This window comes from Hymenobacter aerophilus DSM 13606, assembly GCF_000382225.1.
GTDB lineage: Bacteria > Bacteroidota > Bacteroidia > Cytophagales > Hymenobacteraceae > Hymenobacter > Hymenobacter aerophilus.
Window position 1 is genome coordinate 1 of sequence record NZ_KB907803.1, and the last position, 15,089, is coordinate 15,089.

Consider the following 15,089-nt stretch of genomic DNA (forward strand, 5'->3'; position numbering starts at 1 on the left):
AAAGACCTGGTGGCCCAACAGGGCGCCCTGCAAAGCATGAGCCGGCGCGGCAACTGCTACGACAACGCCCACGCCGAATCATTTTGGAGCCGCTTCAAAGCCGAACTGCTCGACGGCGGCTCCTTCCCTGGCCTAGCCGAAGCCCGGCTCGAAATCAGCCACCACATTGCCTATTACAACGCGGAACGCCGGCATTCCGCCCTCAATTACCAGTCGCCAAACCACTTCGAAACACAACTCCAAACAACGTCCCAACTCTGTCCAGCTTAGCTAGACCACCTCAATGAGAGTCGTAGTAAATCCTATATGGATTCGGAAGCTAATTAACGATAAGGCCCCACTATAGTAGTAAGATAGATTTCTCTGCATCTCACTACTATAGCGGGGCTTTCAATTCGCCGCACCCTCTTAATCAAACCGCCTCCCGGCCGCTCCGTTCTACCAGCGCCTGCACCTCGGCGTTGAAGCCGGCCTGCCCAACCAGCTCTTCCAGCGGCAGGTGGAAGCGGTACTTCCAGAAGTGGGTGGGGTTGCTGGGCACGTTGATTTGCTCGGCCTGCGGGTCCTGGCGGCGTAGGTCGGCGCTGAGCGCCACGATGTCCTGGAGCGGGAAGATGGCCCACATGGCGGGCGAGTGCAGGTGCTGCTCCAGTATTTCCCGCACTACCCAAGGCTCGCAGTAGAAGGGGGCCGCCTCGTGGTGGTGGCCCAGGATGGTTTCGAAGAAGCGCTGGGTGCGGGTTGGGTCTTCTTCCCACCAGCCGCGCAGCGTGCTCATGTCGTGCGAGCCGGGGCTGACCACGCTCAGGTAGGGCGCGCGGTCGGGGTGGCCGAACTCGGTGCTGGGGTCGGCGGGCATGCGCTGGATGTGTAGGCCCAGAATGCCCAGATCCTTCATCACCCCGGGTACTGAGGCGGGCACCATGCCGAGGTCTTCGCCACAGATGAGCATGTTGGTGGCCCAGCGCACGGGCGGCAACTTGGTGAGGCCCTGCTCGCGCCAGAAACCCTCGTGGCGCTGGTAGAAAAAGTCGTTGTAGAGGGCCTCCAGGCGGGGGCGGGTGGCCTCGTTGAGCTCCCGGAACGAGCGACTCAGCGTGAGGGTGATGCGCGGATGATAGTGGTCGGGCTGCTGGTCGTCGGGCACCAGCAGCACCTCGTTGGCCAGCCCGAACAGACCGGCGCGCAGCCAGTGGTAGTAGTCGGTCTGGGCTGGGTCGGCTTCGGTTTTCGCGTTGATAACGGCCTCCATCTGGCGCTGGGTGCGCACAAACTCCCGGAGGCGGATGGTGCCGAGCGCATCGGCTTCCATGAACTCATCGAACACCACCTGCGCCTGGCCACCGAATACCTCCTGCACCACGTGCCAGCGGATGTAGGGCTCACACAGCCGGCCGTAGTCGAACCACCCGATACGCTGCTCGATTTCTTGCTGCGAGAAGGGCAGCGCGGGCGAGAAGTGGCCCAGCAGGCCCTCCACCGAGTGCGCTGGAATTTCCCAGATGCGGAAGAAACCCAGAATGTGGTCGATGCGGAGCGCGTCGAAGTAGCGGGCCAGGTGGCCCATGCGCTGCTGCCACCACTGGTAGCCGTCGAGGGCCATCTGCTCCCAGTTGTAGGTCGGGAAGCGCCAGTTCTGACCGGTTGTGGAGAAGTCGTCGGGCGGGGCGCCGGCCTGCTGATGCAGGTGGTAAAGCTCGGGCTGGGTCCAGGCATCCACCGAGTGCCGGTAGATGCCGATGGGCAGGTCGCCCTTCACCACCACGCCCCGCTCGCGGGCGTAGGCCACGGCCTCGCGCAGCTGCTTATCCAGATGAAACTGCAGGAAGAAGAACAGCCCGAATTCGTCGAAATCAGGGTTGGTTTCGCTGGTAAGACGTTCTACCTCGGCCGGGGTGCGGTATTCGGCGGGCCACTGGTGGAAATCGGCCGTGCCGAACTGGTCGCGCAGACCGCAGAAGGCTGCGTAGGGCAGCAGCCAGGCCGCCTGCTCGTCGCGGAAGGCGTGGAAGTCCGCATCGGCCAGAAATGCCGCTTTCTCCTGCTGATAGAGCTGGCGCAGGAAGTGCCACTTGGCGGCCATCACGGGCTCGTAGTCCACGAAATCCTTCGCATTCAGCTCGTCGCGCAACTGCGCCAGTTGCTGGCGGGCAGCTGGGTCGCGCAGCTCGGCCACCGCCTCCAGGTTGAGGTACTGCGGGTGCAGAGCAAACACCGAAATGGCGGCGTAGGGGTAGCTGTCGACCCAGGTGTGGGTGGCCACCGTGTCGTTGATGGGCAGCACCTGCACCAGCTGCAGGCCGGCGGCTACGGCCCAATCTACCAGCAGCTTCAGGTCGGGGAATTCGCCCACGCCCAGGCCCCGGCGGCTGCGGAGCGAAAATACGGGCAGCGCTACGCCGGCCCCGCGCCAGGGCGCCGCCGCATAGTTGTACTGGTTATCAGCCTGCACGTGCAAGGTCTGCGGGTCGATTTCGGCCGGCAGCAGCCGATCGGCCCCGGCCTCCAGCTCCGTCAGCTGCCCGGTAGCCGGGTCCCGGATGCCATATTTATAGCGGGTTTCGGTGGCGAGCGTGGCCAGCGTTACCTCGGCCGTCCAGGTAGGGTAGTCGGCATCCGACAGCACCACGGCCCGGGCAGCGTCCCAGGCGCCCAGCGCGGCATCGGAGCCCAGCACGCACAGCTGCTGGCCGGGCGCCACGCGTGGGGCCGTTAGTTGAAAGCGTACGGCCGGACCAGCGGTGACGGGCACTGCCGGGGCCGCCGGGGCGGGGCGGCGGAACAGGGCCTCGGTGAAGGCGGCCGTGAACAGCTCGTTTTCGGGTTGCGCGGGGGCGCGCCACCAGTCGGCCAGCACCAGCCGGCCGAAGGAGGGCGCGGCAGTAGGCAGCGGACGGTCGGGGCCCCATTCCCAGTGGCGGCCGCCGTCGCGCTCATCGAGCAGCAGGTATTTATAGGCGCCATCTACCGAACCGGCGGGCAGTTCCAGCTCGCGGCTCCAGAGGCCGGAAACCTCGTCGTAGTGCAGGGGCAGGGCGGCTTCGGGCGCCCACTGGCCCAGGGCGGGCAGCGAGCCGCAAACCACCAGCCGCTGGCCCCATTCGGTGCGGTAGGGAAGCGTAAAACGAACAATCATCGGAAGCTAAATCAGGGATAAACCGGTCCGAAAGATACGGGTTAATAGCCTGTAACAGGCGCTCTTCGGAGCAAAAAACCACCGGTTCAGCCCCCAAACTACCGGTTCAACCCTCTAATTAATGCCGCATTAGCGGCTGGGCGGTGCCGGGTTGACAAATGCTGCTGGACCCGCAGCGGCCTACTTCTGGTCGCGGCGCGGCAGCCGGGGCTGTACCCGTTGCCCCCCGCTGCTGTCGTAGCCGGCGGCGGGGTTGCGGAAGAAAGCAAACCAGCAGATGATAAGCACGGCCCAGCCGACGGCCAGCACGACCAGCGTAGCGCCGCTGCGCAGTAGCGTGTCGTGGCTGACCAGGCTGATGCCCCAGATGCGCAGCACCAGCAGCCCGGCCAGCGCCAGGCCCACCAGGATAATAGCGAATCCAACTAGCTTTTTCATGGTCGAATGGGTTTAAAACCGGAGGGATTGGTACGGCCGAATTACGGCGCGCAACTCATAATTTATCGAGCCAAGTCCGCCGCTTGATGGCGTACTCTTCGGGGGTGAGAATGCCTTCGTCGAGCAGCAGTTTGAGCTTTTGCAGCTGCTGAACGGGGTCGGCATCGGGCGGGGCGCTGGTAGTGCTTTCGGTTTGGGAGGCGAAGACCTTGCCCAGCTCGGCGCCGGCAATCAGGCCGGGGCGGTTGGGCGTGGCCGGGGTGCCGAGCTTCCGCTCGGTATAGTTGATGTTGATGTCGTCGTTGTCGAGGAAGTATTCGGTGCCGCAATTGTCGCAGCGGAAATGCTCGGGGCGAACCTGCGTTTTCTGGGTGCTGCCGCACTGCGGACACTTGAGAGCTTTAATCGATTTGGCCATGCAGAAGGCAGTTCTTGGGGCAGCGGCGGGCCCGCGGCGGAAGAAGTACGGCTCCCAAAAATTACGCCCCCGCTATACTTTGGTTATGTTGCCGGCGTAACCGGTGGGGGCGGCCGGTAATAGACGCCCCCCGAACATAGTACGTTTTCAATCGGCTGAGCCAGGGGCCGGTCTTTTAGCAATACGGAGATAAACCCTATGACCTTACAAAGCGCGCTTGCTGAAATCGGCCAGCTCTGGCCTGGCAAACATCCCTTCGGGTTCGGCCACGGCGGCGCGGCGGCCCGGCTCGGTGCCGAATTCAACCAGCCCCTGCCGCCCGACCTGGTGGATTACCTCAACCGCGTAGCCCCGGCCGAAGACGTTTACTTTGACACGGTGGGCAATCCATTGGAGCTCTACGGGTTGCCCCGCTTAGGTGCACATCAGGACGGCTACAGCTGGAATTCTGTAGCTCAGCAGCCCATTCCCGACTGGAACCCCGACTTTTTCCTGCTCGGCGACGAGGGAGCCGACCCGGTGCTGCTGGACCTGGGGCACTCTGAAGCGGGCATCCAGCGGCTCCGGCACGGGGCCGGCGACTGGCAAACCGGCGACACCATGGCCGATACGCTGGGGCAGTTTCTGCTATGCGCCGCCGCCCGGCACCACGCGCTGAATGCCTTCGAAGCAGACCCTTTCGTAGACGACGACAAGGGCTTCAGCCTGGCCCCGCGGGCTGCCGAGTGGTTGTTCCCGCGCCTGCGCCGCTGGGCCGGACCGCACTATGCCGCCTGGGTCGAGGATTTCGACAACGCCTGAGTTTGTTGCGCAGAAAACCCCATCTTTCCCCTCTCAACCACGAATCACTATGCCCACGCTCACTATCCTCGACGAAACGGCCAGCGGCAGCATCATCAGCCGTCTGGAGCTGGAAATCAGCCAGGAAACCCTGACCGTCCGCGAAATGATTACCCGCCGCGTGCTGGGCGAAGTAGCGGCCTACAATGAGCGGCAGAACGGCGTGTTCCAGGGCCTGGTGCAGCCTACCGAATCGGAGCGGGCGCTCAACGGCTACAAGCTGCGGCCCACTAAACGCATCGACGGCGAACAGCAGGTGTACCGCGCCCTGGAGGCGTTTCAGCAAAACGGGTTCTTCGTGCTGGTGAACGACCGGCAGGCCGAAAGCCTGGACGACGCCGTGTGGCTGGGCGACGGGGCCACCGTTAGCTTCGTGAAGCTCACGCCGCTGGTCGGCGGCTGAGCCGTGCATCTGCTGAACCGTTTTCTTGCCTTGTTCAACAAACCGGCGGCCGCCCCAGCCGCTAATGAAACTGCTATGTCTAAAACCGAAGAAATTTCCCACACTATTTTAGAGGACCCCAGCCCCGAAGCTCAGGAGATGAAAGGTGTACTATCTGAACTACTGCGGCAAGCACTTGATGGCGGGTATAATTCGAAGCTCACAAGCCTATCTGCTTACCAGTCCGTGAGGGTCTGCGATGCTGCCTACCAAGGCCGGGTGATATTGGCGCTGGGAGCCGCATATGCACGTTCCCGTACTAATGAACACGATTACCGGCTCCACTATACGCTAGGCGAAATTCTGGCAGCACTGTTGCGAACTAAACTTAATCTTAATGAAGAAAATTTATTAAGACTTCTAAAAATTAGTGATTTAACAGGTGATGTATATCCTAGCGTAAGAGTGCTGATGACTTATAATTCCTTTCCGCTTGGTGCCGTCATAAATCATGTGGTTAAGCTGGCAAAGCAGCAGCGACTAAGTCAGCCTATGCAAGCACTTCTGGGTCAACTGAGCGACAACACTGCCGGCCAAACCGGGAATTTGCTTGAAATTCACCGCAAAATTCGGGGGGCGTTAGGCCAAACTAATAATGTACATGGCTTGTCTGTGGTGTTTGCCGATGGCGATCCACTGGGCCAAGCCCTACAACAGTTCTTAGCCAATCTCACCCCAACCGACTCCACCACATTGGCTTGGCTGCAACTGCTGCAACTCTGGCAGAAAGCCACAACTGGCCAGCCTACCGCCAAGTTGCGCAAAGGGCTGGATGATGCCACTGCCGCCGTGGGGGCCGAAGCTGTGCGCGAGCAAGGCCGTATTTGGCTGGATTTGCTGCTGTCTATGCCCGTGGAGCAGGAAAGCCACACCAGCCATAACTACACCTACACCTACCTGCTGGAGGCCAACGCCATAGCGGCCAAGGGCCTCGTCTGGACTATGCAGCCGCTGGCCGACGCGGCCGTGCTGACCCAGCTCACGGCACTGGTGGCCAAGTGCTTCCGTAAGATTCCGGGTAAGGGCCCGTTGGCCGAGGGGCTGGGCAACGCTGGCCTGTTGGCCCTCTCGCAGAACGGCCTGCCCGGCGTGGCGGCCCTGGCACGGGTGCGGGGCAAAATCCGCCAGAGCAACACCCAGGCGCTTATTGCCCGATACATTGAGCAGGAGTCGGTGAAGCTGGGCGTGAGTCCGGCCGAGATTGAGGACATGGCCGCGCCCGATTTCGGGCTGGAAAACGGCCGCCTGACCGAGGCGCTGGGCGACTACACCGCCACGCTGGAGTTGGCGGGGGGCAAGGCCGAGCTGCGCTGGCAGAAGGGCGACAAGGCTCTAAAAAGTGCCCCCGCCGCTCTCAAAGCCACCCATGCCGACGAGCTGAAGGAGCTGAAAGCGGCCCAGACCAACGCCCAGCAAACCTATACCGCCCAGCGCGACCGGCTCGACCGCAGTTTCGTGGCGGGCCGGCGCATTGCCTGGCCCTGGTTCGCGCAGTACTACCTCCACCACGGCCTGATGAGCCTGCTGGCCCGCCCCCTCATCTGGCGGCTGCACCAACCCGACGGCACGTTTCAGGACGCTATTTTTCGGGCGGACGCCTGGCAGGACGCGCAGGGCCGGCCGGTGCCCGCGCCGGCGGCCGACACCGAAATGCAGCTCTGGCACCCGGTGCTGGCCCCGGCCGAAGAGGTGCTGGCCTGGCGGCAGCTGCTGGACGGCTGGCAGCTGCGGCAGCCGCTCAGGCAGGCCTACCGCGAGGTGTACCTGCTCACGCCGCCCGAGGAGCGCACCAACACCTACTCCAACCGCATGGCGGCCCACGTGCTCAAGCAGCACCAGTTCAACAGCCTGGCCAAGCTGCGGGGCTGGCGCTACAGCCTGCTGGGCGCCTACGACAAAGGGTACGAATCCGACATGGCCAGCCTGCCCCTGCCCGCCCACAACCTCACGGCCGAGTTCTGGGTGAGTGAGGTGGATGCCGATGGCGAGTGGAACGACACCGGCATCTACAACTACGTGAGCACCGACCAGGTCCGGTTTGTGCGCAACGACGAGCCGGTGCCGCTGCCCCAGGTGCCGCCATTGGTGCTCTCGGAAGCCATGCGCGACGTGGACCTGTTCGTGGGCGTGGCCTCGGTGGGCAACGACCCGCAGTGGCGCGACAACGGTGGCCTGGTTCAGTACCGCACCTACTGGGAGCAGTACAGCTTCGGCGAGCTGGGCGAAGTGGCCAAAAACCGCAAGCTGGCCCTGGAACGCCTGGTGCCCCGCCTCAAAATCGGCAAGGTGAGCGAAATAAAGGGCAACTTCCTGGTGATGAAGGGCACGCGGCACGTCTACAAAATCCACCTCGGCTCGGGCAACATCCTCATGGAGCCCAACGACCAGTACCTGTGCATCGTGCCCGACCGCTCGGCCAAAACCATGGGCGCCACCGATGTTTTCCTGCCCTTCGAGGGCGACGCCGTGCTGTCTATCATCCTCAGCAAAGCCCTGCTGCTGATGGAGGACGACAAGATAACCGACGAAACCATCCTGCGTCAGCTATAGAGCGGCAACGTTATAGCGGTTTCGCGAACGATGTGTCCCGACCGATTCTACCTGATGCCCCAGGGCTAAACTCCTGGGCTATGTAGTGGCTTATCAAGGCTACATCGTTCACGAAACTGCTATATCCCAACTGCATGCGCAACGTCTACGCCCAATTGTTCCTCGTACTGCTGCTGCCGTTGGCTCTGCTGCTCGGCGGCTGCCAGGGCAAGCAGCCGGCCGGCCGCATCACGGCCGGGAACTACCTGACGGTTATTCCCGACCCCAAAAGCCTGGGCGAAACCTACGTGAGCGACCCCGACTCGTTGCTGCAACCCGGCACGGTAGCCGCCCTCAACGCCCGGCTGTCCGGCCTCGACCAGCGCGGGCGCGCCCATATTGATGTGGTGCTGGTGCAGAGCATCGGCGAAGAAGTACCCAAGACGGCGGCCACGGCCCTGTTCAACCAGTGGAAAATCGGCGACAAGGAGAAGAACAACGGCCTGCTGCTGCTGCTGGTAATGGACCAGCACCGGGTGGAGTTTGAAACCGGCTACGGCCTCGAAGGCGACCTGCCCGACGTTACCTGCTTTCGCATTCAGCAGCAGTACATGGTGCCCGAGCTGAAAGCCGGGCGCACCGATGCCGCCGTGCAGGCCGGCGTAGACGCCCTCATTCGCGAGCTGACGGGCTCGGTGACCACTCCCGCCCTCGTCCCCGATATCCCGCTCGGTCCGGATGCAGAGTTGGCCGCGCCCCCGCCGCCAATGGAGCAGGCCCCTTTGGAAGTAGCGCCCGAAGCCTACCAGCCGCAACCCGAAGCAGCTTCCCACGGCTACGATGAGGACACTAACCAGCTGGCCGGGCCGGCCCCGTCGTTTCTGGGCCAATGGGGCGGCTGGCTGCTCACCCTGGGAGTTCCGGCAGTAATTCTGCTGCTGATACTGCGCACTTCGGACCCCCAAAAGAAGAAGGAGCGCCTCGGGCAGTTTGGCTTCTGGACCTTGGTAATAGCGCTGTTTTCGCTCACCTGGGTGTCGTGGCTGGTGCTGGCCTACGTGCTGCCGCTGCTGGCGGTGCACGGCTATCTGTTCTATCAGTACCAGCTTAGCCAGCAGCCCCGGTGGCAGAAGCTTAGCCGGCGGCGGCAGTATAAGCGGCTGCGGCGGACGCACCGCTATCTGGGCTTCACGGCCTACCTGTTCCCGGTGGTGCTGGCTTGGTACTGGCCCTGGCACCGCCGCCGGCTGGCCCACCTGCGCGACGACCCCTACACCTGCCCCGACTGCGCCCAGCTCATGCACAAGCTCGACGGCACCGCCGAAAAGCCCTACCTCACGGCCGGCGAGCAGACCGAAGAAATGGTGGAGTCGGTTGACTATGACGTGTGGGCCTGCCCCAATGGCCACTACCTGCAACTGGCCTACGCCAACCCCGACAGCGCCCTGAAGCAGTGCTCGGCCTGCCACTACCTCACGCTGGAGCTCGAGAGTTCCGAAACGGTGAGGGCTGCCACTACCTCCACCTCCGGCTGGGGCTGGAACAGGTTCCGGTGTAAATTCTGCCAGCACGAGGAAAAGGCCCGGTTCACCATCGCGCGCAAGTCCGAAAGCAGCTCTTCCTCCGGGAGAAGCTACTCGTCGTCGTCCTCGTCCAGCAGCAGTAGCTCCAGCAGCAGCGGCGGTTCGTCGGGTGGCGGCGGGGCGGGCAGCAGCTGGTAAGCAGGCAGTAGTTTTGCGCCGGCTAGCAGCCTGATTTTGAGGCTGCTGATTTTTGGCTGCCTATCTTGCCGGCCCGTCCCGGCTGCGGTTGGAGCCAAGCTGAGCCGCAAATCGGGCGGATGGCGCAAACCCGGCGGCTGGTTTTTCCGTTTGGCTGACTTAGCTGTGGCCAACCGCAAAAACGTCCCGCCCCGTACCGGGAGCTGAAACGCGGCCGGCCGTCATCCGCCACGTCTGTCAGGCTTCGCCTTCTCTATTCCGACCTCTACTTTTCGTCTTTTGCCGGTTTACCTGCGTCGCATTTTATACGCCCTGCTGGGGCTGGTTGGGCTGATTCTGCTGCTGGCAGTCGGCCTGTTTTTGTACGTCCAGACGCCTTCGGGGCAGGATTTTGTGGCCAACCAGGCCCAGAAGTATCTGCGCGACAAGCTGCAGACCGACGTGCGCATCGGCAAGTTCCGCTCCGATTTGCGCAACACCATCAGCTTCGACGACGTGTTTCTGGCCGACCAGCAGGGCGACACGCTCGTGTCGGTGGGCCACCTGGGCGTCAACATCGACATTTTTGCGCTGCTCAAGTCGAAAATCAAGGTCAGCAGCCTGGAGCTCAATAATGGCCGCATTGCCATCAGCCGCACCGAGCCCGACAGCATCAGCAACTACGACTTCATCCTGAACGCCTTCGCCACCGGCGACACGGCCACGGTGGCTACCACGGCCGCCGACACCACCGGCTCGGGCTTCACCTACGACATCGGCGACGCCAAACTGACCAACATCCTGCTCACCTATAAAGATGAAGTGGATGGCCTCGACCTGCGCACCAAAGTGGGCGCGCTGGCTTTGAGCATGGACGAGGTGGACGTGGACAACTCCATCTATAAGGTGAACGAGGTGGCGCTGAAGAACACGACCATCAACTTCGCGCAAACCAAAATCCCGCCCGACTCGCCCGCCGACACGGCCGCCCTCACGTTGCAGTTCGGCCTCAACAAGGCCCGCCTCGACAACGTGGCGCTTACCTACCGCAACCGCCCCTCGGCGCAATACATCAGCACCCGCATCGGCGAAGCCGAGGTAACGGCCGATAACATCGACCTGATTAACAGCCGCGTGGCCCTCAACAAGCTCACGCTGCGCAACACCACGTTTGCCTACGCCCAGAACGAGGAAGTGCCCACCGAGCAGCGCGTGGTGAACCCCGCCGAAGCCGTGCGCGACCTCGACGCCTCGGTGAAGAACGCTACCGGCCAGGAGTCGAGCTGGGTGGTGAGCCTCAAGGAATCCGACATCAATGGGGTGGAGGTGGCCTTCGACAACTTCAACCAGCCCCGCCAGCGCACCAAGGTGAGCGGCATGGACTACAACCACCTCAAGTTCACCAACCTCACGCTGAACACCGAGAACCTGCGCTACTCGGAAAACAGCACCACCGGCCGCATTACGCAGCTTTCGGGCCAGGAGCAGAGCGGCTTCGCCGTAACCCGCGCCCAGGCCGACGTGGTGTTCGACTCGACCCAGACCCGCCTCGACAACCTCGACCTCGTCACGCCCCACACCCGCATCCGGCGCACGCTGGCCATGCAGTACAAGAGCCTCGACGCCATTGCCGACGACCTAGCCAACCTGCAAATTGAGGCCGACCTGCGCGACACCCGCCTGGGCTTCCGCGACATTCTGTATCTGGCGCCCGACCTGATTGACACCCCGCCCTTCACCACCGGCCCCAATCAGTCGGTGCTGCTGAGCGGCAAAGTGGGTGGTAAAGTGAGCGACCTGCGCATCAGCGGCCTGGAAGTGGTGGGGTTGCGCAACACCCAGCTCGTAGCCAGCGGCCGCATTCAGGGCCTGCCCGAAACCGACCGTCGCCTGTACGCCGACCTCAACATCCAGAAGTTCGTCACCACCAACGCCGACATCCGGAGCCTGGTGCCGCGCGGCACGATTCCGGCCGGCTACTCGCTGCCGCCGCTGATGACGGTGAGCGGCACGTTCAAGGGCCGGCCCACGGCGCTGGTCTTCGACACCGACCTCAAGGCCAAAACCACCTACGGCAACCTGGCCGCCAAAGTGAACGTGGGCGCCGGCCCCGTGGGCCAGGAACCGGTAAAGGCCGTGTTCAGCACTCAGGGGCTGAATGTGGGCAAGCTCATTGGCGACCCCACCATTGGCACCGTTACGGCCAGCGGCACGCTGACGGGCCGCGGCGGCCTCGACCCCAACCAGCTGCGGGGCCAGCTCACTGCCAACGTGCAGCAGGCCACCTACAACGGCTACACCTACCACGGCATCGTGGCTAAGGTCGACATCGACCGCAACCGCTATGTGGTGGACGCCAGCAGCAAGGACGACCCCAACCTCAACCTCGATGTGCTGGCTACCATCGACCTGCGCAACGCCTCCAACCCGACCTACCGCGTCGACCGGCTGAATCTGCGCGGGGCCAACCTGACGGCCCTGGGCTTCTACACCGGTGGCAACCTGAGCGTGCAGGGCGACCTGCAGGCCAACTTGAGCGGCTCCGACCTGAACACCATCAACGGCACGTTCTCGGGCAGCCGCATTGCCATTGTGAGCGACGGCAAGCCCTTCGTGCTCGATTCAGTGAGCGGCCGCATTGTGCAGCGCACCGGCCGCACCGAAGTGGACTTTGCCAGCTCGGTGGCCGACCTGACGCTGCGCGGCAACACCCGCCTCGGCGACATTGCCACGGCCCTGGAGCAGCACATCGACCGCTACTTCAACCTGCCCGGCGTGCAGTACCGCCCCGCCAGCAGCTACCAGCAGTTCACGTTCGAGGCCGAGGTGAAGGAGCCCAAGGTGTTCAGCGCCTTCGTGCCCGACTTACAACAGCTCACGCCCTTCAAGCTCACCGGCGGCTTCGACAGCCGCGAAGCCGACCTGCGCCTGAACACCCGTATTGCCCGCATCAAGTACGCCGGCTACCAGCTCGACTCGCTCCGTTTCTCGGTTTCCTCCGACCCGCAGAAGCTCGACTACGGCCTGCGGCTCGACCAGATCAGCCAGGACACGACCCTGAACCTGCCTAACCCCAGCCTCGTGGGCAGCATTGCCGACAACAAGGTGGGCACTCACCTGCGCATTGCCCGGAACGACAGCAGTACCAACCTCGATTTGGGCGGCGTGCTGCAGGTGTATGAGCGGGGCGATGCCTACGGCTTCAGCTTCGACCCCAAGCTGGTGCTCAACAACCAGCAGTGGGCCGTGCAGCCGGGCAACGAGCTGCGCTACAACGTGAACAGCGGCGCCATCCGGGCCGAAAACGTGCGTTTGAGCCAGGGCGACCAGAGCATTGCGCTGCAAACGCTGGCCGGGGCCGGCTACCCGCTGCAGGCCCAGTTCAGCAACCTCAACCTGAACGAGCTGGCCACGGCCGGCGGCCTGCAGGATTCGCTGGTGGGCGGCACGCTCAATGGCCAGGCCGTGGTGAAATCGTTGGGGCAGCCCAACATGGCCTTTACGGCCGACGCCAGCCTGCGGGGGCTGACCTACACCAAAACCCTGCTCGGTGATTTGGCCCTGAAAGCCAACAACGCCACCGCCGACCGCTACACCGTGGACCTGCGCCTGACCGGCGGCCCCAACGACAACAACGTGCGCGTGAGCGGCGACTACCTGGCTAGCGGCGCGCTGGCTATGAAGGCCGATGTAACCCGTTTCGCGCTGGGCACCATTGAGCCGTTTTCGCTGGGCGAAATTCGCGAAACGACTGGCTACCTCAGCGGCCAGCTCGACATTGCCGGCACCACCGCCGCCCCCGAGGTGCGCGGCCAGCTGACCACCAACGACGCCGGCTTCACGCTCACCCAGCTCGGCGCCCCCTTCACGCTGCCCCGCCAGGATATCACCTTCGACGAAAAGGGCATCCGCCTCAACGATTTCGTGATTCTGGATTCGCTGCGCAACCGCGCCGTGGTGGATGGCTACGTGCTGACTCAGACGTTCGTGGACTACGGCTTCCGGCTCGATGCCACCACCGAGGATTTCATTGCCGTGCAGAGCACCCAGCGCGACAACCCGCTGTTCTGGGGCAAGCTGATTGTCGATTCGAAGTCGCGCATTACGGGTGATTTGAACCTGATGAAAATCCGCACCACGGCCAGCGTCGTGGATGGCTCGAACTTCTTCGTGGCCGTGCCCAACGACGAGGCCGACAAGGTGAGTACCGAGGGCATTGTGGAGTTCATCGACAAGAGCGCCCCCATCGACACCCTGTTGCAGCAGCAGCTGGCCCGGCAGGACTCGGCCAAAACGGCCGCCGGCTACGACATTGCCGCCACCATCACCGTCACCGACGAAACCCCGTTTACGGTGGTGATTGACGAGGCTTCGGGCGACAACCTGAAGGTGCGGGCCAACGGCACGCTCAGCACGGCCATCGACCCGGCGGGCAACATCACGCTCAGCGGCCGGCTGGCCGTGCAGAGCGGTAGCTACCACCTCTCGCTCTACGACGTGACGGAGCGCGACTTCCAGATTGCCGAGGGCAGCACCATCACCTGGTCGGGCGACCCGTACAGCGGCATTGCCGACGTGTCGGCCATTTACGTGGCCAAAGCCGCGCCGGCCGAGCTGCTCTCGGGCCAGGGCGTGAGCGACGAAACGCTGAAGTCGACCGCCCGCAACACGCTGCCCTTCAACGTGTACCTGAACGTGGACGGGGAGCTGCTCAAGCCCGCCATCAGCTTCGATATCAAGCTGCCCGAAGACAGCCGCACCGAGCTGCGCAACCAGATTGAAACCCGCCTGACCCAGCTGCGCCAGCCCAGCCAGACCGACGAGCTGAACAAGCAGGTGTTTTCGCTGCTGGTACTCAACCGCTTCCTGGCCGAAAACCCGTTTGCGAGCAGCGGCGGCAGCATTGTGGCCGAGCAGCTACGCGGTAGCGCCAGCCAGGTGCTCACCGAGCAGCTCAACAAGCTCACGGGCTCCTACCTCTCCAACCTGGGCGTGGAGCTGGGCGTGAACTCGCAGGCCGATTTCTCGTCGGGCTCGGAGAAAACCCGCACCGACCTGAACGTGGCCGTGCGCCGCCAGCTGTTCAACGACCGCGTAACGGTGCGCCTGGGTACCGATGTGCCGCTGGCCAACGGCAACCGTACGGCGGGTGGCGAGGGGCAGAAAACCAGCGACTTCGCCGGCGACGTGAGCATCGAGTACGACATTCTGGCCAACGGCCGCCTGCGCCTGCGCGCCTACCGCAACAACGCCTACGCCGACATCGACGGGCCCTACGTGCGCAACGGCGCCTCGCTGATTTACCAGCGCGACTACCAGAACTTCGCCGACCTGTTCAAGGGCATCGACAAAGACGTGAAGCAGCGCAACAAGGAAATCCGCAAGCGGCAGAAGCAGCAAGAAAAGGCCACCGCCGACTCGGTAAAAACCACCGCCACCCAGCCCCCCCGCCGCGACTCGGCGCGGGTAGCCGGGCGGCCAACCAGCAGCAAGTAGAGAATCAGAAGAACGTCATGCAGAGCGGAGCGAAGCATCTCGCGTGCTCACATCCGTTAACTATTACAATGTGAGCACGCGAGATGCTTC

General features: G+C 63.4%; 9 protein-coding genes. 6 read left to right on the forward strand and 3 right to left on the reverse strand.

Annotated elements, in window-relative coordinates:
- Positions 1 to 270 (forward strand): integrase core domain-containing protein (locus tag H145_RS0103845; RefSeq protein ID WP_019946817.1); only part of this gene is annotated, 270 nt, incomplete at its 5' end.
- 142 nt (positions 271 to 412) lie between these two features.
- Here the strand turns inward: H145_RS0103845 and H145_RS0103850 are convergent.
- The 3 genes from H145_RS0103850 to H145_RS0103860 all read right to left on the reverse strand — a co-directional run bounded on the left by H145_RS0103850 (position 413) and on the right by H145_RS0103860 (position 3,992).
- On the reverse strand, positions 413 to 3,136 hold the full coding sequence (locus tag H145_RS0103850; RefSeq protein ID WP_019946818.1) for a 4-alpha-glucanotransferase: 2,724 nt from the start codon (positions 3,134 to 3,136) through the stop codon (positions 413 to 415).
- 180 nt (positions 3,137 to 3,316) lie between these two features.
- Positions 3,317 to 3,574, reverse strand: coding sequence for a hypothetical protein (locus H145_RS0103855; protein WP_019946819.1), 258 nt, complete (start codon positions 3,572 to 3,574; stop codon positions 3,317 to 3,319).
- Between the two features lie 55 nt (positions 3,575 to 3,629).
- Positions 3,630 to 3,992, reverse strand: a complete 363-nt coding sequence (locus H145_RS0103860; RefSeq protein WP_019946820.1) for an SHOCT domain-containing protein — start codon at positions 3,990 to 3,992, stop codon at positions 3,630 to 3,632.
- 198 nt (positions 3,993 to 4,190) lie between these two features.
- Between H145_RS0103860 and H145_RS22505 the strand changes: the two genes are divergently transcribed.
- From H145_RS22505 to H145_RS0103885, 5 genes are all read left to right on the forward strand, one after another.
- Positions 4,191 to 4,793 (forward strand): SMI1/KNR4 family protein, encoded by a 603-nt coding sequence (locus tag H145_RS22505; RefSeq protein ID WP_019946821.1) that lies wholly within the window; start codon positions 4,191 to 4,193, stop codon positions 4,791 to 4,793.
- Between the two features lie 49 nt (positions 4,794 to 4,842).
- Positions 4,843 to 5,235, forward strand: coding sequence for a hypothetical protein (locus H145_RS0103870; RefSeq protein WP_019946822.1), 393 nt, complete (start codon positions 4,843 to 4,845; stop codon positions 5,233 to 5,235).
- Positions 5,236 to 5,967: 732 nt separating this feature from the next.
- Positions 5,968 to 7,824 (forward strand): DUF4132 domain-containing protein, encoded by a 1,857-nt coding sequence (locus H145_RS19865; protein WP_019946823.1) that lies wholly within the window; start codon positions 5,968 to 5,970, stop codon positions 7,822 to 7,824.
- Positions 7,825 to 7,958: 134 nt separating this feature from the next.
- Positions 7,959 to 9,524 (forward strand): TPM domain-containing protein, encoded by a 1,566-nt coding sequence (locus H145_RS22510; protein WP_051102971.1) that lies wholly within the window; start codon positions 7,959 to 7,961, stop codon positions 9,522 to 9,524.
- Between the two features lie 279 nt (positions 9,525 to 9,803).
- Entirely contained in the window at positions 9,804 to 14,999 is a 5,196-nt protein-coding gene (locus H145_RS0103885) for a translocation/assembly module TamB domain-containing protein (protein WP_019946824.1), read from the forward strand.
- Positions 15,000 to 15,089 lie beyond the last annotated feature (90 nt).